General features: G+C 69.7%; 17 protein-coding genes and 2 pseudogenes. 9 read left to right on the top strand and 10 right to left on the bottom strand.

Annotated elements, in window-relative coordinates; genetic code table 11:
* The first annotated feature begins 430 nt into the window (after window positions 1-430).
* The 3 genes from HNR57_RS32155 (at window position 431) to HNR57_RS32145 (ending at window position 2,684) form a co-directional block, all read left to right on the top strand.
* Entirely contained in the window at window positions 431-883 is a 453-nt protein-coding gene (locus HNR57_RS32155) for a hypothetical protein (RefSeq protein WP_184565623.1), read from the top strand.
* A gap of 183 nt (window positions 884-1,066) precedes the next feature.
* The gene (locus HNR57_RS32150; protein WP_313675348.1) at window positions 1,067-1,522 is read left to right on the top strand and encodes a regulator component; all 456 of its coding nucleotides are present in this window, start codon (window positions 1,067-1,069) and stop codon (window positions 1,520-1,522) included.
* Entirely contained in the window at window positions 1,509-2,684 is a 1,176-nt protein-coding gene (locus HNR57_RS32145; protein WP_184565619.1) for an MAB_1171c family putative transporter, read from the top strand. The genes HNR57_RS32150 and HNR57_RS32145 overlap by 14 nt, the downstream gene beginning before the upstream one ends.
* Before the next feature lie 34 nt (window positions 2,685-2,718).
* Here the strand turns inward: HNR57_RS32145 and HNR57_RS32140 are convergent, their stop codons facing one another.
* Entirely contained in the window at window positions 2,719-3,552 is an 834-nt protein-coding gene (locus HNR57_RS32140) for an SDR family NAD(P)-dependent oxidoreductase (protein ID WP_184565617.1), read from the bottom strand.
* A 470-nt stretch (window positions 3,553-4,022) separates the two neighbouring features.
* On the opposite strand from HNR57_RS32140, the gene HNR57_RS32135 reads away from it, so the two are divergent.
* Together HNR57_RS32135 and HNR57_RS32130 are read left to right on the top strand one after the other, a co-directional pair.
* A complete protein-coding gene (locus HNR57_RS32135) occupies window positions 4,023-4,298 on the top strand; it encodes a DUF3253 domain-containing protein (RefSeq protein WP_184565615.1) in 276 nt (91 codons plus the stop codon).
* Window positions 4,299-4,514: 216 nt separating this feature from the next.
* Window positions 4,515-5,399 (top strand): annotated as a pseudogene (locus HNR57_RS32130) (NERD domain-containing protein); the annotation flags it as partial.
* Between the two features lie 236 nt (window positions 5,400-5,635).
* Here the strand turns inward: HNR57_RS32130 and HNR57_RS32125 are convergent.
* On the bottom strand, window positions 5,636-6,451 hold the full coding sequence (locus HNR57_RS32125) for an oxidoreductase (RefSeq protein WP_184565687.1): 816 nt from the start codon (window positions 6,449-6,451) through the stop codon (window positions 5,636-5,638).
* Between the two features lie 93 nt (window positions 6,452-6,544).
* On the opposite strand from HNR57_RS32125, the gene HNR57_RS32120 reads away from it, so the two are divergent.
* Window positions 6,545-7,069 (top strand): TetR/AcrR family transcriptional regulator, encoded by a 525-nt coding sequence (locus HNR57_RS32120; protein WP_184565613.1) that lies wholly within the window; start codon window positions 6,545-6,547, stop codon window positions 7,067-7,069.
* Window positions 7,070-7,093: 24 nt separating this feature from the next.
* Here HNR57_RS32120 and HNR57_RS32115 read toward each other — a convergent pair whose 3' ends face one another.
* From HNR57_RS32115 to HNR57_RS32090, 6 genes and pseudogenes are all read right to left on the bottom strand, one after another.
* On the bottom strand, window positions 7,094-7,663 hold the full coding sequence (locus HNR57_RS32115) for a TetR/AcrR family transcriptional regulator (RefSeq protein ID WP_184565611.1): 570 nt from the start codon (window positions 7,661-7,663) through the stop codon (window positions 7,094-7,096).
* Between the two features lie 68 nt (window positions 7,664-7,731).
* On the bottom strand, window positions 7,732-9,030 hold the full coding sequence (locus tag HNR57_RS32110) for an SNG1 family protein (RefSeq protein ID WP_184565609.1): 1,299 nt from the start codon (window positions 9,028-9,030) through the stop codon (window positions 7,732-7,734).
* Entirely contained in the window at window positions 9,027-10,157 is a 1,131-nt protein-coding gene (locus tag HNR57_RS32105; RefSeq protein ID WP_184565607.1) for a 4Fe-4S binding protein, read from the bottom strand. Before HNR57_RS32105 ends, HNR57_RS32110 begins: the two co-directional genes overlap by 4 nt.
* 495 nt (window positions 10,158-10,652) lie before the next feature.
* A pseudogene (locus tag HNR57_RS32100) lies at window positions 10,653-11,564 on the bottom strand (FG-GAP repeat domain-containing protein); the annotation flags it as partial.
* Between the two features lie 86 nt (window positions 11,565-11,650).
* Complete coding sequence (locus HNR57_RS32095) at window positions 11,651-12,979, bottom strand: class I SAM-dependent RNA methyltransferase (RefSeq protein ID WP_184565605.1); 1,329 nt, start codon at window positions 12,977-12,979, stop codon at window positions 11,651-11,653.
* A 121-nt stretch (window positions 12,980-13,100) separates the two neighbouring features.
* Entirely contained in the window at window positions 13,101-15,152 is a 2,052-nt protein-coding gene (locus HNR57_RS32090; RefSeq protein ID WP_184565603.1) for an APC family permease, read from the bottom strand.
* Window positions 15,153-15,324: 172 nt separating this feature from the next.
* Here HNR57_RS32090 and HNR57_RS40405 point away from each other — a divergent pair, with 172 nt between their 5' ends.
* The 3 genes from HNR57_RS40405 to HNR57_RS32080 all read left to right on the top strand — a co-directional run bounded on the left by HNR57_RS40405 (window position 15,325) and on the right by HNR57_RS32080 (window position 17,244).
* Window positions 15,325-15,447, top strand: a complete 123-nt coding sequence (locus tag HNR57_RS40405) for a hypothetical protein (protein WP_281403927.1) — start codon at window positions 15,325-15,327, stop codon at window positions 15,445-15,447.
* Window positions 15,448-15,898: 451 nt separating this feature from the next.
* On the top strand, window positions 15,899-16,570 hold the full coding sequence (locus tag HNR57_RS32085; RefSeq protein ID WP_062929554.1) for a potassium channel family protein: 672 nt from the start codon (window positions 15,899-15,901) through the stop codon (window positions 16,568-16,570).
* Window positions 16,570-17,244: a potassium channel family protein gene (locus HNR57_RS32080; protein WP_033308363.1), complete on the top strand. Its 675-nt coding sequence runs from the start codon at window positions 16,570-16,572 to the stop codon at window positions 17,242-17,244. Before HNR57_RS32085 ends, HNR57_RS32080 begins: the two co-directional genes overlap by 1 nt.
* A gap of 74 nt (window positions 17,245-17,318) precedes the next feature.
* On the opposite strand, the gene HNR57_RS32075 is transcribed toward HNR57_RS32080, so the two are convergent.
* The gene (locus HNR57_RS32075; protein WP_161361303.1) at window positions 17,319-18,050 is read right to left on the bottom strand and encodes a DUF3159 domain-containing protein; all 732 of its coding nucleotides are present in this window, start codon (window positions 18,048-18,050) and stop codon (window positions 17,319-17,321) included.
* A 3-nt stretch (window positions 18,051-18,053) separates the two neighbouring features.
* Entirely contained in the window at window positions 18,054-18,452 is a 399-nt protein-coding gene (locus HNR57_RS32070) for an OB-fold nucleic acid binding domain-containing protein (RefSeq protein WP_184565601.1), read from the bottom strand.
* Window positions 18,453-18,463: the final 11 nt, after the last annotated feature.

Here is an 18,463-nt window from a genome sequence, read left to right as displayed (position 1 = left end):
CCGTTGCCGGTCAGTCCCTCCGGCTGAGTACCGCCTCGCCGAGATGTGCGGCTTCACCGGATCCGCCGTGCGGGCGGAGTGCGGTTGCGCGTGCGGCGTAGGCACCGCGTCCGCGGATTCCGGATCTGGTCGGATCCCGTCGGCTCCGCTACGGATGTCATCCCCCTGATTCCCCCTGTGCGACGCAAGCACTCGGGGACCGTACTCAGCGGATCAAAGGGTGTCAACCGATCCGCTGGGGGCTTCCGGCGCCCCCCCTCGGACTGTCATCCGCCCCGCGCACCACTCGCGCACGACGCAGGGCAAGATTTGAGCCAAAGGCGGCCGAGCGGCAGGACGGCTCGTGCAAGGCGGCGAACCACTGCGTAAGTTGGGTGTCCTATCCTGTCCGCTGGACACAGACGTGTTATCGCGCCCGGGAGTTGGAGACTTGGCCAGCAGCAGCAACGGTGACAAGGGCACGACAGGCCCGTCATCCCTGGCTCGACGGCTTGAGGACATCGTCAACGCCTACTACCGGGGCAACCGTCCTCCCTACAGCAAGATCGCGGAGGAGATCCGCCAGAGCACGGGGCGGACGTTCTCGGCCACCTACCTCTGGGAGCTGACGACGGGGCGAAAGCGGAACGTGACACGCGACCACCTCAGGGTGCTGGCGGAGCATTTCGGCGTCACGCCGGACTACTTCACCGACGAGGAAGTCTCCGAGAGAGTGAGGCGCCAGATGGAGTTCGCCGTCGCCCTGGGCAACAGCAAGGTACGAACGCTGGCCTTCCGCGCCGACGGGTTGTCGGAGGCAGGGCTCGACGCCCTTCTCGCACTCGTGAACGCGATGTCCAACGAATCCGGTTCCGCGGGAGGACACCAGCGTCCCGGCCGGTGAAACCATGCGGAGAGTCGGGGCAGCCACGACCAGTGAGAGCAAGAGAGACGAAGCCCGCTCATGCAAGCGCTCAAGCGACTTTCGCGTTTCTGTCATCCGGGACGGGGGTGACAGCAGGTGAGACGAACGGGGGAATACGCCAGGTTACAGCGGAAGTGTGCGGCGATCCTGCGTGATCTCGGGGTGCACCGGTCCCTTTCCTTCGACGCGATCCGTGAGCGGGTGGAGGAACTCAGAGGCCGGCCGCTCGTTCTGAAGGAGCTGCCCGAGCAGGCAGCGATCGCCGGAGCCTGTGGCCTCTGGCTGGGCACCGACGACGCCGACTACGTCTTCTACGAAGCCCGGACCGCGCCTCTCCACCGGGAACACATCATCCTGCACGAGATCGGCCACGTCCTGTGCGACCACCATCGGGGCATCACGGCCCCGGGCGACGAGCTGACGGACCGTCTCCTCAGTGGTCTGCAGCCCCATCTCGTGAAGCGGCTGATGGCGCGGACCAGTTACACGACCGCCGAGGAACAAGAAGCCGAGATGATCGCCAGCCTCATACAGAGCGCCGGGAAGACCGGCCCGGTGGCCGGCTCTCTCGGCCGCCTCGGCGCGTTCCTGGGAGTGACGGACGATGTCGGCATCTGAGCTGGCGACCCAGGTGGGGCTCTTCAGCATCGTCACCATGTGGTTCGCCCTCGTCTTGCGTGCCCGGCCCGCGCTGCGCCAGCCGCACCAGCGGGGACTGTGGCTCACGGTCCTGGCTGCGGCCATCGCCATCACGCTCTTCCAGCCCGAGGTCATCGGCCGGCTCACGCACGCCGGCGTGGAACTCCACACGGTGGCCCTGACCCGGAACCTGATCGGCGTCCTCAGTGCCGGGCTGGTCCTTCTCTTCATGGTCGATTCCACCCGGGTGCGTCGCCTGCGTCTCACCGTGGCGGCGGGGCTGACAACGGTGATGGGCGCGTTGGTCGCCCTGGACCTGCTGCAGGGCGACCACCCGCGCGAGAGTGTCACATCCGTCCAGGGGCCGGCCGACCCGGCGTTCTCCTACTGGCTGATCCTCATCGTGGCCCACCTGGTCGGTGACGCCGTCGCGCTCGTGGTCTGCTGGTCGTACAGCCTGCGTACCGGGGACCGCGATCTCGTCTGGTCGCTGCGGCTGTTCGCCGCCGGGAGCGTCCTCGCGCTCGTCTTCTGGTGCGGCTACCTCTGGCACCTCTACGGCGGCACCTCCGCCATGCTCCCCTACCTGTCCCTGATCATCGGCGTCCACGGCTGCATCAGGGCGGCATCGCTGCTCGTCCCCACCGCGACCGCCCTCGTCCGGTCATGGAGCGCCCTGCGTGTCACCTGGCGTCTGTGGCCGCTGTGGCGCGATCTTGTTCTGGCGGTGCCCCAAGTAGCGCTCTCCAGCCCGCAGCGGACCAGGCTCCAGGAGGTCCTGCGACCGCGGTCCCCGCTGGCGCTGCAGGCTCACAGGCAGACGATCGAGACCTATGACGCGCTCCTGGATCTGCAGCGATTCGTCCAACCCGGCGCCTATGAAGAGGCGCACCGGCATGCCCGGCGGGCAGGGGTGCCGGAGCATCGCCTCGCCGCCGCCGCACTGGCCGGAACGCTGGGCCAGGCCCGACGGGCCAAGCTCGTCGGTGCGCCCCCGTCCGTCCCCCGTCCCCTGCCCGGAGTGGAGCACGGCAGCCCCGCGACCCTGCTGGGGATCGCCCGGATGTGGCCGTCGATGACGGACGCGCTGCCCTGGCACGACGAGCCCGTCGACGCGGTGGCACCGACCCACCGCGAGTGACAGGCGGCGGCACGGCAGTCGTAGGTCCGGGCCGTTACCGAGGAGTGCCGGGCGCCTCGTCGTGACGGGGCGCGACACGGAAGTCGAATGCCAGCGTCCCGGGATCCAGGGCCGTCGCCCCGCCGTCGACGGTGAGCACGGCGCCGTTCACGTAGGACGCGGCCGGGGACAGCAGCCAGCTGATGGTCTCCGCGATCTCGCGCGGCTCACCCGGACGCCCCAGGGGAAGCAGTCCGGTCACCTCCTCGTAGGCGCCGTCCACACCCTCACCCCGCAGGTCCGCCTCGGCGGCGAAGCGGGCCATGCGGCGGTCGGCCATCTCGCTTCTCACCCAGCTCGGACACACGATGTTGGCGCGCACCCCCTGACGCCCGTAGTCGACGGCGACCGAGCGGCAGAGTTGGAGCAGGGCCGCCTTGGACGTGGCGTACGGGGCGTTGCTCGTACCGTTGCGCAGGGCGGACACCGAAGCGACGGCGACCACGGCCCCTCTCGCCTCCAGCAGGTGCGGGATCGCGGCGCGCAGGAGCAGCAGCGGGCCGGTGACGTTGGTGCGCATCACCTCGTCCCAGTCCTCCAACGACAGGTCGCCCACGGTCCCACCGCGCCCGATGCCTGCGTTGAGCACGAGTCCGTCCAGTCGCCCGTACGCGGCCAGGGCCGCCTGGACGAGACCGTCGGCGGCCTCCGGGTCCCTCACGTCGGAGGGGTGCGCAAGCACCCCGATCTCCTGTTCGAGACGTCGCAACGGCTCGCTCCGCCGGCCCGAGACGACCACATGGTGACCTCCTTCGCGCAAAAGCCGGGCAGTGGCTTCCCCTATGCCCGACCCTCCACCGGTCACGACTACAACTCGCTTGTCGGTCACTGCTGTTCTGGCTCCTTCGCGATCACATGACGCATTCCGAGCCTAGAACCCGCTGATCACTTGCTGAGGACTTTTGAGACACGGGGAAGGGCGATGGGGTGCCACTCCCGTCAGGTCCACTGCCTCATCCCGGCCGGCCTCCTGCACGGAGAGCATCAGAACGCGATGTCGACGAGGGCTGCCCGCCGCGCTGGAGGTGGCGGTGGCGGGCCCGGACTCGGTGCACGGGGAACGGACGGCGGTCGCGGACCCGGCCACCCGGGCCCGTCCGGCCCGTGGCCCCCTTTTGCCCGGCGTAGCGTCACCCGCCGTGCCACCCCCATGCCGATGCCGCCCACTGCTCTCCTTTTCATGGGCGACTGTTGGCCACGCGAATCAGAAGCGGTGCGTCAAAGCGCTCACTCGCTCCGATTCAAGGGATGCTCTGTGGGATCGTTCGCACCCCCGCGAACGGTGCCACACTGGATGGCGTGGCGGAGACCGATCGGCAGCTCACTCAGCGGCTGGAACAGGTCATCATGGACCTGCTGGAGCGACGTGCGGCCACTTCCTCGATCTGTCCGTCCGACGCCGCCCGCGAGGCCTACGAAGGCGACGACGGAGGCTGGCGGGCTTTGATGGAACCGGCCCGCCGAGCGGCCTGGCGGCTGGTGGCGGCCGGTGAGGTCGAGGTGACCCAGGCCGCCCGGCCCGTCGCGGAGGCAGAGGCCCGCGGACCCATCCGCATCCGTCGCGCGGGCCGGTGAGGGCCCGGCGCACGGCGAAATGCTCCTTGGTGACCAGGAACGCCCTGGCGGCCCGTGCCTCGGGTGCCCCGTCACCGCCTCGGCCGACGACATACCTGTTGTCGGTGGCCACCACTAGGATTTACCAGGTCCGCGACTCGGTGGAACGGTACGAAAGGCCGGGAGACCAGGAGCGGACGGCCACTGGAGACAGAGTGCAAGAGGCGGGGACGGCGCATGCGGGAAGGCCGGTGGACCACGGTCACCGAGTCCGAGTTCGACCATGAGCACCGCGGCCTGGAAGCCATCCGGGAGAAGCTGCCGGACGCCGATCCCTGGCGGGCCTGGTCGAACTTCACCTTCACCGCCAATACCGGTCACGTCCGCGAGGTGGACCTCCTGGTCGTCGCCCCCGGCGGCGTCTACATGATCGAGCTGAAGGACTGGCACGGCTCGGTGACCAGTGAGAACGGCACCTGGGTCCAGACCACCCCCGGCGGTCACCGCCGCCCGCACGGCAACCCGCTCCACCTCGTCAACAAGAAGGCGAAGGAGCTGGCCTCGCTGCTCGGCCAGCACGGCAGGCGGGTGTGGGTCGGCGAGGCCGTCTGCTTCACCGACGGCGGCCTGCGCGTCCGCCTGCCCGCCCACGACCAGAACGGCGTGTACACCGTCGACGAACTGGTCGCGATGCTGAAGCGGCCCCCGCGCGACGAGCGGCGCCGGATCACGGCCATCGACTCCCGTGAGATCAAGACAGCGCTCGACCGAACCGGCATCCGCAAGAGCGAGGCCGAGTACAAGGTCGGCCCGTACCAGCTGGACCGCAAGTCCTTCGACTCGGGGCCGACCTGGGCCGACTACAAGGCGCACCACAGCGAGCTGCCCGAGGTGGCGCGGGTCCGCGTGTATCTGAGCGAGCGCGGGTCGGAGGCGTCGATCCGGCGGTCGGTGGAGAACGCGGCCCGACGCGAGGCGGCGGTGCTGCAGCGGTTCAAGCACCCCGGCGTCGTCCAGCTCAAGCAGTACTACCCCTCCGGGCATGCGGCGGGCCCGGCCCTGATCTTCGACTACGACCCGCGCACGCTCCGCCTGGACGAGTACCTGCTCCAGCACGGCAAGGGGCGACGGCCCGCGGGGCCGGATCAACGATGTCCACCGTCCCGCAGGCGGACGCGGAACCGCCACCCTGACCGGAAACGATCAGTTCCGGACGCGGACGGAGGGCCTACTGGGGCCGTCGGCCCCGGCGAGACCCGTACGAACGCCCGTACCCGGTGCCCTTGTTCAGGCATCAAGGTGTCCTCTGTCCGGTGGAGGCGGGTGGCTGTTCGGACACCCCAGGCAGCGCCCGCGCGTCAGCCGGCCAGCCGGTTCATCTTGCGGATCTGCTTGTCGAAGACCCCGGCGGGAGCGAGACGGCGCAGTACGCGTGCGCGTGCGGCCAGGGGGCCTGCGGTGTAGCGCGGCTTCGGCTTCGGGTCGGTCGCTGCCGTGACGACCGCCTGGGCGACGACGGCGGGGGCGTCGCCGTCCCTGACGGCCTCCGCCAGGACGCGGTCGACGGCCTGACGCTGCTTCGCGTACGCGTGCAGGGGGGTGTCGGGCTTCGCACTGTTGGCCTCGAACCCGGTCCTGGTGTAGGCGGGTTGGACGATGAGCGCCCGGACGCCGTGGTCACGGATCTCGTGGTCCAGGGACTCGGTGTAGCCCTCGATCGCGTGCTTGGAGGCGGCGTAGGCGGCCATGTAGGGCTGGGGCAGGAACCCGAGCACGGACGAGATGTTGATGATGCGTCCGCGTCGCTGGGCGCGCATGTGCGGCAGGACCTCGTTCACCATGCGCATGACCCCGAAGACGTTGGTGTCGAAGACGGACCGGGCGTGCTCGACGGAGGTCTCCTCGGCCGCACCCATCGAGCCGACACCGGCGTTGTTGATCAGGACGTCGATCCGCCCGAACCGCTCGTTCACCTCCTGGACCGCTGCGGCGGCCGAGGCGTCGCTGGCGACGTCGAGGCCGAGGAACGTCACGCCGTCGAGCGGGGTGACGCGTGAGGTGTCACGGCTGGTGCCGGCCACGGTGAATCCGGCCGCGACCAGGGCGAGCGCGGTTTCCTTCCCGATGCCGGATGACGCACCCGTCACGAGTGCCACCGGCCGATCTGTCGTCATCATGAACTCCCTCGCTCGCTTGAAACCGATCGGTTTCCATTACAGTAAACCGATCGGTTTCAGCATGCAAGCTCGAGCAGGGAGCGTGACGGCGTGGACAGGATGAGTGCACAGAAGAGGCGTGAGAGCGTCATTCGCGCGGCGATCGCCGAGTTCGCGCGTACGGGCTACCACGGCACCTCCACCGCGGCGATCGCCAAGCGGGTCGGCGTCACGCAGCCGTATCTCTTCCGGCTCTTCCCGGACAAGAAGGCGATCTTCGTCGCCGCTTTGATGCGGAGCATGGACGACACCCGCCTGGCTTTCGAGAGGGCGGACGACGGGATGGAGGGCGGCGGGCAGGCCCTGCGGGCCATGACGGGCGCTTACGCGCATCTGATGTCGACGTGCCCCGAAACGCTCCTGATGCAGATGCAGGGATACGCCGCCGTGGCGGCCGCCGAGGCGCAAGGTGATGACCTGATCGGCGAGGTCGTCCGGGCCGGCTGGATGAGGATCTGGGAAACCGTGCACCTGTCGCTGGGCGCCGATGCCGACGAGACGGCAAGCTTCTTCGCGTGCGGCATGCTCGGCAACACGCTTACGGCTATCGGGCTTCCCGCGAGTGCCGGGCGGTGAGCATTGTTCTGGACGGGCGACGCGTCAGCGCACGCCTGCCGCGTCGAGCAGAGTGGTCACCGTGGGTGCGATGAGCCCGGTCAGGCTGTCGGCCTGGATTCCCGCGCGGGCACTGGCGCCGTCGAAGACCAGGCTGAGCTGCCGGGCCAGCAGACCGGGATCGCTCGCCCCGCCCTGTTCGGCCTCGGCGCGGAAGAAGGTGGTCAGGTTCGCCTTGACCTGATGGGCGACCCGGCTCGCGGGGTGACTCTGGTCCTTGAGTTCGATCTGCACGGCCAGGTACGGGCAGCCGTGGAACTCGGGCGCGCTCGCCTGTGATTCCACCTGCTCGAAGACGTGCAGGATCCGCTCGCGGGGTGAACGGCCATCGTCCGTCGCCGGCAGGAGCATGGCCACGTAGGCGGAAGTACGCTGCTCCAGGCTCGCCGCCAGCAGTTCGTCCTTGCTCTCGAACAGCTGGTACATGGAGCGCTTCGACACCCCCGCCGCCTTGCACAGCGCTTCGACGCCGATACCGACGCCGTCCCGGTAGGTGAGCGTGGCCGCCGCCTCCAGCAACCGCTCCCTGGAACTCGGCTTCACTTCGGTGGTCATACCGAGAGGTTAACCCGAAGCGGACAAAATGAAAACCGATCGGTTTTCAGGGGCCTGGTGACCTGCCGCTACGCCGGGACCACGGTCTTGCCGGGCGTCGTCTCCGCCGGGATGCGGTGCAGCCCCTTGCGGTCGTACCACCCCAGTACGCCGAAGCCGAACAGGCCGGCTGCCGAAAGTCCGGCCGCCATCATCACCCAGCCCCGCGTCAGACCCGCGTCGCCCTGGGCGTCGTAGTAGAGGATCGACCTGATGCCGCCGGTGATCTGCCGCAGCGGCTCGAACTCCGCGAGGAAGCGGTAGAAGCCGGGCAGTGCCTCGATGGGGGTGGTGGCGCCGGCCGTGGGTACCGCCATCCCGATGAAGACCAGCGTGACCACCAGCATGCCTGGCGTGCCGAAGACCGCGAGGAGGGTGAGCGCGCCGATCCCGGTGACAGCGATGGCGCACACCGAGTACAGCCACAGCAGGGGCAGGTGGGAGGCGTCCATGCCCATGATGCCGACCGCGCCGGCCATGACCAGGGTGCCCATCAGCAGGGACAGGCCGGTCATGAGGGTGCCGCTGATGGCGAGGGTCTGCACCCGGGTCGTCCGGATCAGCGGGCGGTGCAGGCGCAGCGGTCCCATGTCGTTGTGGGTGTAGCCGAGGGCGTGGTCGACCTGGCCGCTGATGACGTTGGCGGAGAGCATGCCGACGACCACGAGCGTGAGTGCGTAGTAGAACGCGGTCAGGCCCAGGCCGCTGTGCGGGTCGAGGGGGTGGCCGTCCTCGACCGTGACGGCGGCCGGGTCGGCGAGCAGGACGCGTGCCGCTGCCGGCAGCTTCGCCTGCGCGGCCCCGATCCGGGCGGTCAGCTCCTTGCCCAGCTGGAGCGAGGCGTTCTCGGCTGCCCGGGTCGTCGCCGTCCGGGCCAGGCCGGAGCCGATGCTGCCGGCGGACTGGTTGGTCAGCACCGTCAGTGCCGGGCGGGCCGGGGTTGCGGTGGGTTCGGTGGCGGTCAGTGCGGTGGCGGAGGACGTGAAGCCGGCCGGGACGACGAGCGCGCCGAACAGCTTGCCCTTGCCGAGTTCCTCCTTCATCTCCTTCTCGTCCATCACCTTCCAGTCGATCCTGTCCCCGCCCGCGGTCGACTTCTTGATCGACTCTGTGATCCGGGCCCCGAGGTCGACCTGCTCGCCGCCGACGGCCGCTCCCTTGTCGGCGTCGACCAGCCCGACGGGCAGTTTGGTCAGGTGGTCGGCCGGATCGACGTTGGCGCCGACGTAGAACACGGCGAACAACAGCGCGAGTACGCCCGTGATGACGCCGTTGGCTATCCACAGCGGCTTGGCACGCAGGACGCGGAAGGGGGGAATGCCAGTCATGACGTACGTGTCTCTCGGTCGGGGGACGTGGAGCGTTTCGCCGGGGGCTGCCAGCCGCCGGTGACTTCCTTGACGGGCTTGTGGGGGAAGCGGCGCAGGGCGTACTCCTGCGCGTGGGAGCCCGGTAGGACGTACAGGGTTTCCTTCTTGCCCTGGAGCGGTCGCAGCACGGTGTCCATGAACGTCTTGCGGTCGTCCAGGTACGGGCCCAGGACGTCCTCGCCGGCGGGGCAGACGGCCAGGCAGTAGCCGGACTTGTAGCCGGGAGGTGAGCTCAGGCTCTGCCACATGGAGGCGCTCTCGGAGTCGGTGACGCGGGAGCGGTAGTCGGCGGCGTCCTCGCTGTCGGCCACCGTCTGCGCCCAGTCGGTGAACCCGCTCATGAACTCGCGGTAGTTGTGCGACGTGCAGGCCAGCGCGTCGAAGGCGCCGTCCTTGGCGATGGCGCCGACCGGGCAGGCGGCGACGCACAACTTGCAGTCGATGCAGGGGTTGTAGTCCAGCGCCTGCCCGTACGCGCTGACCTCCGCGTCCACCAGGACGGTGACCAGCAGGACGAAGCTGCCGAACCTCGGGTGGATGACGTTGCGGTGCAGGCCCATCACGCCGAGCCCGGCGGCCACCGCGACCGTCTTGTGCGCCACCACCCAGATCCGCTCGCTGGGGAAGCGGTCCATCTCCTGGGGGAAGCCGACGGACGGATTGAGCGCGCGGTAGCCGGCGTCCTGGAGTGCCTGGGTGACCGTGCGGGCGGCGTGGTTGGCCTGCTCGTCGGCCTGGTGGAACTCCTGGTTGGCCACGCTGCGGGCCGGGGAGCGGCAGTTGTCGCGGTTCATCCGGACCGCCATCGCGATCAGGGTGCGGGTGCCGGGCAGCGCGGACTGTACGTACTCACGCTCGCCAACCAGGTCCGGGTGGTCCAGACTGACCGCCGCCGCGTCGTCCGCACCGGCGGCCAGACACAACTCGCGCAGCCAGTCCGCGTCGATCACCGCCGGCGGGTTCACCGCGTCACCTGCTCTGCGCCGGGCGAGTACAGCCTGTACCGAGGGGTGGGCGGCCAGCTTCGCCGGAAGCCTGGGGGCCGGGGTCGTCTGGTGCCCCTCGGCGTCGCGCGCGGCAGTCATCCGTACTCCTGGGGATTCGGGCTCGAGGCTCGCCTTCACGGCGGGAAACCGAACAGTTTCACCACCGTAAACTGATCGGTTTCTCGACGCAAGCGCAAGCGGCGTGGCTCCCTTCGGCCTGTCCATCACGTTCCTCGCGGATGGTGGCGTCGATCCCGGGCGATCAGAGCCCCGCCCCGCGAGTTCGTCCGGGCCGACTGGATGCCCGTGAGGCCGTTCACCTGCCGCTGAGGGCCGATGTCCATGAGCCCACGGCCCTTCCTGGCTCACGGCATGCTCGTCAGCTCATCGACTCATACGGCCGTCCACCCCCGAGAGTTGTCCCGGGTCGCCAAAGGGCGGCCGCGACTCGCCGAGCGCATCGGTCGCCGAGACTGCCCGCGCCACAGCCCTTCTTGGGCAGGCTCAAGAATCGCCGCGCACTCCACGTGCGACGTCATCGGAAACATGTCGGCTTGGAGGAGTCACCCAAAGGGCCAGGTCAGGGCCGGGTGGCTATCGGGTCCTGAACCGGCGGAAGAGGTTGCGGGCCACGTACACGCCTGGGCCGCCGAAGCCGACGATGTCGACGCGTCCGTCGCCGGTGATGTCGGCGAGGAAGCGAGGGTGGCGGTCGACTCGCCAGGCGCCTGCGTCGTCGTCGTACCCGAAGCCCCGGCACACCAGTTGAGCCTGGTCGAACCGGCCGTCGCCGCGGTTGTGCGACACCCAGCCTCCTGCGTCGCCGAAGCCGACGATGTCCGGGTTGCCGTCGCCGGTGACGTCGGTGAGGAACCGGAGGTGCTTGCCGCCCGTCCAGCACTGGGCGTGCCCGAAGTCGTTCAGGACGAGCTGCGAGGGCGCGAACGTGCCGTCACCGCGTCCCCGCGAGACGACGACGCCCTGTGGGCCGAACCCGATGAGGTCCATCTGCCCGTCCCTGACGGTACGGAGGAGGAACCGGGGGTGCTCCTCGACCGAGGTCCACCCCTGGTCGGTCCCGAAGTCGTCCAGGACGTACAGCGGTTCGGCGAAGGTGCCGGCCTCGTCCTGGAGCGAGATCCACACGCCGTCGTCGTGGCAGCCGACGATGTCGGCGCGTCCGTCGCCGGTGGTGTCGACGAGGAAACGTGGATGCTTCTCGGCGAGCCACCCGCCCGCTGGCGCGAACATCCCGCTGCCGTCCTGAGAGGACACCCGGACACCGTCGGCGCACAGCAGGACGGCATCTGGCTTGCCGTCGCCCGTCATGTCCGCGAGGGTCCACAGGTCCGCCGGGTTCGGGGTGGGCGTGGGCGGGTGCAGAACGCGTTCGTCGTCGTCGAACGTACCGTCGCCTCTGCTGGACGCGGTCACGGCGCCCTTCGCGGGTTTGAGCCCCACGATGTCCGCCCTGCCCGCTCCCGTGGTGTCCGCGAGGAAGCGCGCACTCCCGCGGTCACACACCCGCAGTCGGTTCCCCGGCCACCAGGGGGCGGTCGGGGGCGTCTCGCGCAACCTGGTGAAACCGCAGGTCACAGCCCTTTTTGGGCAGGCTCAAGAATAGCCACGCACTCCACGTGATGCGTCATCGGAAACAGATCGAACGCCCGAAGCGTCCGCACCCGATACCCACCGTCCCGGAAATACCCCAAGTCCCGCGCCAACGCGGCCGGATCACACGCCACATACGCGATCCGCCGCGCGCCCAGCGAGGCCAGGTGCTGAACCGTCTTCCGGCCCGCCCCCGCCCGCGGCGGGTCCAGGACGATCAGGTCGACCTCCGAGATACCCGTGCGCGGCAGCACGCTCTCGACCTTGCCCTGCTCGATCCGCACGCGCTCGAAGTCCGCGAGGTTGTGCCGTGCGTCCTCCACCGCGCGCTTGCCGGACTCGATGCCGAGCACCGCGCCCTGGTCGCCGACGCGGTCGGCGAGGGCGCCGGCGAAGAGGCCGACGCCGCAGTAGAGGTCGAGGGCCATGTCGCCCTTGCGCGGGAGCAGGCCCTGCATCACGGCCGTCACCAGCGTGTCGGCCGCCTTCGGGTGAACCTGCCAGAAGCCGCCGTTGCCGACCCGGTGCGTGCGGCCGTCGGCGCGTTCGCGGACGAAGGGGCGGCCGTGGACGCGGTGGACACCGCCGGAGCGCTCGTCCACGCGCAGGACGGAGACCGGTCGGTCGAGTTCGACCAGCGGGAGGCGCGCGCCCGGCTTCGGGGTGAGGATCACCTGGCGGTCCTGGGAGCCCGTCGCCGCGATCGCCTCGACGGAGTCCATGCCCGTCCAGACCCGCTTCTCGATGCCCAGCTCGCTGACGCCCTCCGCGGCGATCATGCAGTGGTCGATCGGCTCGACCTCGTGCGAGCGGTGCCGGCGCAGGCCCGCCCGGCCGTCGGCGGTGACGGCGTACTGGACGCGGGTGCGCCAGGCGGGAACCTGCCCCGCGGGCACCTTGTCGCCCTCGGCGGGCAGCACCGTGCCGTCCCAGCCGGCCTCCTCCGGGGTGAGCCCGGCGAGGTGCTGGAGCTGTTCGGCGATGACGTCGGCCTTCAGGCGCCGCTGCGCGCCCGGCTTGGCGTGCTGCCAGTCGCAGCCGCCGCAGCGGCCGGGGCCGGCGAACGGGCAGGGCTCGTCGATCCGGTCCTTGGAGGCGTCGAGCACGGTCACGGCGTCGGCGCGCAGGAACCGCGCGCCCTCCTCGCCCTCCGTCACCCGCGCCACGACCCGCTCACCGGGCAGCGCGTGCCGCACGAACAGCACCTGGCCCTCGGAGGTGCGGGCGATGCAGTGACCACCGTGGGCGACGGGGCCGACCTCGACCTCGTACTCCTCCCCCACCAGCGACTTCCTCGGTTCTGCCTGCATGGTGGGGTGACTCCAAAACGCGTGAGGGGGAAGGGCCGAACGGAAACGGCCGGACAACAGCCCACCAGTCTACGTGGCTGCCGCCCGGCCGTTTCACACGAGCCGTCGCGTCGGGAATCCGTCAGGACTTGGGCTCGGAGGACTCCTTCGGCCGCACCTGCGCCGGCCCCCGGCGCACCGAGCCCGGCGCGTTCCAGTCCTGCTGCCTGCGGGCCCGCCGCTTGGCCGCCTCGGAGGACTGCAGCTGGTACGGCACCGAGGTCACCATGATCCCGGGCGTGAACAACAGCCGGCCCTTCAGCCGCAGGGCGCTCTGGTTGTGCAGCAGATGCTCGTACCAGTGGCCGACGACGTACTCGGGGATGATCACGGACACCGCGTCGCGCGGCGACTCCTTGCGCAGGCTCTTGACGTACTCGATGATCGGCCGCGTGATCTCGCGGTAGGGCGAGTCCAGGACCTTCAGCGGTACGTCGATGCCGCGCCGTTCCCACTCCTCGCGCAGGGCCTTGGTCTCCGCCGGGTCGACGTTGACGCTGAGGGCCTCCAGGGTGTCCGAGCGCATCAGCTTGGCGTAGGCCAGGGCGCGCAGCGCGGGGCGGTGGATCTTGGAGATCAGCACCACCGAGTGGACGCGGGAAGGCCGTACCAGGTCGTCGCTCGGGCCTTCGGGGGCGGCGATCTCGGCGGCGACCCGGTCGTAGTGCTTACGGATGGCCGTCATGGTCGCGTAGAAGATCACCATTCCGAGCAGGGCGACCCAGGCGCCGTGCGTGAACTTGGTGAGGAGGACGACGACCAGCACGAGGCCGGTGAAGAAGGCACCGAAGGCGTTGATCGCGCGGGAGCGGATCATGTGGCGGCGCTTGGCCTGGTCCTTCTCGGTGGCCAGGTGGCGGTTCCAGTGCCGGACCATGCCGGTCTGGCTGAGCGTGAAGGACACGAACACGCCGACGATGTAGAGCTGGATCAGGCGGGTGGAGTCGGCGCCGTAGATGCCGACGAGCAGTCCGGCGGCGCCGGCGAGGAGCACGATGCCGTTGGAGAAGGCCAGCCGGTCGCCGCGGGTGTGCAGCTGGCGGGGCAGGTAGCGGTCCTGGGCGAGGATCGAGCCGAGCAGCGGGAAGCCGTTGTAGGCGGTGTTGGCGGCGAGGAACAGCACCAGCGCGGTGGCCGCGGCCAGGACGATGAACAGGAAGCTGCCCTTGCCGAAGACGGCCTCGGCGACCTGGGAGATCACCGGGTTCTGGACGTAGTCCGGGCCGAGCGGAACACCGTTGTGGACCAGATCCTTGGCCGGGTTCTCGGCCATGCGGACATCGGTCGCGGCGGCCAGGGCGATGATGCCGCAGAACATGGTGACGGCCAGCAGGCCCATCATGGCGAGGGTGGTCGCGGCGTTCTTCGACTTGGGCTTGCGGAAGGCCGGGACGCCGTTGGAGATCGCCTCGACGCCGGTGAGGGCGGCGCAGCCGGAGGAGAAGGCGCGCAGCAGCAGGAAGACCAGGGCGAAGCCGGCCAGCCCCTGGTGCTCGGGCTTGATGACGTAGTCCGCCGTCGGCGCCCGCATGGTGTCGTCCAGGACCAGTCCGCGGAAGGCGCCCCACGCGATCATGGTGAAGACGCCGAAGACGAAGACGTACGTCGGGATCGCGAACAGCGAGCCGGACTCCTTCACGCCGCGCAGGTTCATCAGCGTCAGCAGCACGATCACGCCGATCGCGCACAGCACTTTGTGCTCGACGACGAACGGGATCGCGGAGCCCAGGTTCTCGATGCCGGAGGAGATCGACACGGCCACGGTGAGGACGTAGTCGACGAGCAGCGCGCTGGCGACGGTGAGGCCGGCCTTGGGGCCGAGGTTGGTGGTCGCCACCTCGTAGTCGCCGCCGCCGCTGGGGTAGGCGTGCACGTTCTGCCGGTACGACGCCACCACGGTGAACATCAGCACGACGACCGCGACGGCGATCCAGGGGCTGAAGTGGTACGCCGTCACGCCCGCGATCGACAGGACCAACAGGACCTCGCCCGGCGCGTACGCCACGGAGGACAGCGGGTCGGATGCGAAGACGGGGAGTGCGATGCGCTTCGGCAGGAGCGTTTCACCCAGCCGGTCGCTGCGCAGTGCGCGCCCGATCAGGATCCGTTTGGGCACGTCGGTCAGTTTGGACACAACAGAGGATCGTAGGCGTTCGATTGCGGAGGCGCCCACCCGCCACCCCCCATCGGCGTTCCCTCTGCTCTCCGAGTGAATTCAGAGGCCTGTGCGGCTGGGGATTCCGCAGGTCACCCGCTTCCCATGCCTATATGACTGAGCCCCGCCCGTCGCCGCCCCTGGAGGTCCCATGCACACGCCCGCCCAGTTGATCGGCGCCGCGGCCACCCTCGTCGCCCTCGGGATCCTGACCCTGGCGAGCTTCCGCAGCATCAGCCGCCGCAAGGACGTGTCGCCCGGGGCGCGGCCCTAGCAGTACGGGAAATGCAGCGCCACGAGTGTCACCACGTCGTACCTCGAGGACCACGGGAACGGCACGGACGCCGCCGACACAGGGACGGTACAGGGCTACACCCTGGCGCTCCGGGTGGCCTTCGGCATCCTCGTGGGCGGGGCGCTCATGGTCGACTCGCTCTCCCGAGGCGGCCGGCGAACACAAGGAGGCCCGGTGAGCTGGCCGGCCTCGGTCCCCCCGCCGCACCCGAGGGCCCTGGTGGGCTCCCGCGGCCTTGCCTATACGTTGGACACAGGCGATCGGCCGGGCGGGCGGGCACCGAAGGGGATCACTCCCGGCGTTCCCCGGCATGATGGTGCCTGGCGGCCCGCACAGAAGGCCGCGAAGTGCTGCCCGGCGAGCCGAGAGAGAGACATGAGCAGAACACTGACGCAGGCCGGAAGGTCTGCGGGAAGCGTGGTGTGAGGCCATGCACATCGTCATCATGGGTTGCGGCAGGGTGGGTTCCGCGCTGGCCCAGAACCTGGAGCAACAGGGGCACACGGTCGCCGTGGTCGACCAGGACCCCACCGCCTTCCGCAGGCTGGGCTCGGGGTTCGGCGGCCGCCGCGTCACGGGCGTCGGCTTCGACCAGGACACTCTGCGCGAGGCGGGCATCGAGGAGGCCGGCGCCTTCGCCGCCGTCTCCAGCGGTGACAACTCCAACATCATCGCCGCTCGTGTGGCCCGCGAGATGTTCGGCATCGAGAACGTCGCCGCCCGCATCTACGACCCCCGCCGCGCGGAGGTCTACCAGCGCCTGGGCATCCCCACCGTCGCGACCGTCCGCTGGACGGCCGACCAGATGCTGCGGCGTCTGCTGCCCTCCGGCGCCGAGCCGCTGTGGCGCGACCCCACCGGCGGTGTCCAGCTCGCCGAGGTGCACACCTCCACCGCCTGGGTCGGCCACAAGATCAGCCGCATCCAGGAGGAGACGGGCGTGCGCGTCGCGTTCCTGACCCGGCTCGGCGAGGCGGTCCTGCCCACCTCGCAGACGGTGCTGCAGGAGGGCGACCTGGTGCACGTGATGATGCGCACCGACGAGGTCGACAAGGTCGAGGCGGCGTTCGCCAAGGGTCCCGAACAGGAGGGCGGTCACTGATGAGGGTCGCCATTGCCGGAGCCGGCGCCGTCGGCCGCTCGATCGCGGGCGAACTGCTGGAGAACGGCCACGAGGTCCTGCTGATCGACAAGGCGCCGACCGCCATCTCGGTCGAGCGCGTCCCGCAGGCCGAGTGGCTGCTCGCCGACGCCTGTGAGATCACGTCCCTGGACGAGGCGGCGCTCCAGCGCTGCAACGTCGTGATCGCGGCGACCGGCGACGACAAGGTCAACCTGGTCGTCTCGCTCCTCGCCAAGACGGAGTACGGCGTCCCGCGCGTCGTCGCCCGCGTGAACAATCCCAAGAACGAGTGGTTGTTCAACGAGTCCTGGGGCGTGGACGTGGCCGTCTCCACCCCGCGTCTGATGTCGGCCCTGGTCGAGGAGGCGGTGAGCGTGGGCGACCTGGTCCGCCTGCTCCGCTTCAGCCACGGCGACGCCAACCTGGTCGAGCTGACCCTGCCGGAGGAGTCGGCCCTGGCCGGCACGCAGGTCGGCGACGTCGAGTGGCCGCAGGACACGTCCCTGGTGACGATCATCCGCGGCAACCGCGTGCTGACGCCCTCCCGGGAGGACTCCCTGGAGGCCGGCGACGAACTCCTCTTCGTTGCGGCGCAGGCCCGTGAGGAGCAGCTGGAGGACCTGCTGTCGGTGCGGCGGACCACGGCGAGCTGAGCGGTCTCCGGACAAGCGGAAGGGGCGTCCCGAGTGCTCGGGACGCCCCTTCCGTTTCCGTCAGCGCCGGAGGTTCACTGCTCCGCGGACCGGGCGGCGGCCTGCCGCTCGCGTTCCTCGGCGGCCTTCTCCTCGGCCTCCATCTCGGCGAACACGTCGATCGGCGCGGGCGCCTTCGCGAGGAACACCCACGTCAGGTACACCGCGAGGAGGAACGGCGGGATCTTCAGGGCGACCAGGACCCAGCCCAGCTGGGTGGTGTCGGCCCACCAGTACAGCGGGAAGAGGATCGCGCACTTGGCGAGCAGGATCGCGCCCCACGCGTAGCTGGCCTTCGCGTAGGCCTTCTTGCGGCCGGGGTTGCGCGTGCGCCAGGAGAGGTTCTCCTTGAAGACCGGGCCGAGGATCAGCCCGATCAGCGGCACCCCGCACAGGGTGGTGATGATGTAGGCGAGGCCCAGGCCCAGCGTGTAGAGCATGCCGGGCAGGTAGAAGTCCTTGGCGTTGCCGGTCATCATCGCGAAGACGACACCGAAGGCCACGCCGAAGACTCCGCTGAAGGCGTGCTTGACGGTGTCCTTCATCACCAGCCGGACCACGACCAGCACCAGCGACACGGCCAGCGCCGCGATCGCCGACAGGTGCAGGTCCTTGTTGATCGTGTAGATGGTGACGAAGAGGAGGCCGGGCAGCACCGTCTCCACCATGCCCCGCACGCCGCCGAACGCCTCGAACAGGGCGGCCTCGGTCACCGCCCGGGCGTCGTCCGCAGATGTCTCTTCGGTCGGCTTGTCGAGCGACGTCACCGGCTACTCCCGTCCGAGGGGTCTCAGTTCGTACTTGGGATTGAACAGCACCCGGCGGCCCCGGCTCATCGAGATCCGGCCCGACGCGATCAGCTTGCGTCCCGGCTCTATCCCCACGATGGAGCGCCTGCCGAGCCAGACCACGTCCAGCGCGGCGGAGCCGTCGAACAGCTCGGCCTCCAGGGCCGGGACTCCCGCACGCGGCCGAAGGGTGACCGTGCGCAAGGTACCAGTAACCGTCACTATCTGGCGGTCCTGGCAGTCTCCGATCCGGGTGCAGCCGGCCGTCTCGCTGTCTTCGCGCAGTTCCTCGGACTCCAGGTCCTCCTGCGACGAGGAGAGCCGGTCGAGCATGCGCCGGAAACGGCCCGCCGGCTTTTCGGAACGAGGGACAGCACTCATATCTGAAGCGT

Source organism: Streptomyces paradoxus (assembly GCF_014202475.1).
Lineage (GTDB): Bacteria > Actinomycetota > Actinomycetes > Streptomycetales > Streptomycetaceae > Streptomyces > Streptomyces paradoxus.
Note: the sequence above shows the minus strand (reverse complement) of the source record. Positions and strands in the feature narration are given on the sequence as shown.

Coding starts and splice junctions, on each gene's coding strand:
- HNR57_RS32085 (WP_062929554.1), top strand. CDS start 15,899: ATGCACATCGTCATCATGGGTTGCGGCAGGGTGGGTTCCGCGCTGGCC.
- HNR57_RS32145 (WP_184565619.1), top strand. CDS start 1,509: ATGTCGGCATCTGAGCTGGCGACCCAGGTGGGGCTCTTCAGCATCGTC.
- HNR57_RS32095 (WP_184565605.1), bottom strand. CDS start 12,979: ATGCAGGCAGAACCGAGGAAGTCGCTGGTGGGGGAGGAGTACGAGGTC.
- HNR57_RS32105 (WP_184565607.1), bottom strand. CDS start 10,157: ATGACTGCCGCGCGCGACGCCGAGGGGCACCAGACGACCCCGGCCCCC.
- HNR57_RS40405 (WP_281403927.1), top strand. CDS start 15,325: ATGCACACGCCCGCCCAGTTGATCGGCGCCGCGGCCACCCTCGTCGCC.
- HNR57_RS32115 (WP_184565611.1), bottom strand. CDS start 7,663: ATGACCACCGAAGTGAAGCCGAGTTCCAGGGAGCGGTTGCTGGAGGCG.
- HNR57_RS32070 (WP_184565601.1), bottom strand. CDS start 18,452: ATGAGTGCTGTCCCTCGTTCCGAAAAGCCGGCGGGCCGTTTCCGGCGC.
- HNR57_RS32110 (WP_184565609.1), bottom strand. CDS start 9,030: ATGACTGGCATTCCCCCCTTCCGCGTCCTGCGTGCCAAGCCGCTGTGG.
- HNR57_RS32125 (WP_184565687.1), bottom strand. CDS start 6,451: ATGACGACAGATCGGCCGGTGGCACTCGTGACGGGTGCGTCATCCGGC.
- HNR57_RS32080 (WP_033308363.1), top strand. CDS start 16,570: ATGAGGGTCGCCATTGCCGGAGCCGGCGCCGTCGGCCGCTCGATCGCG.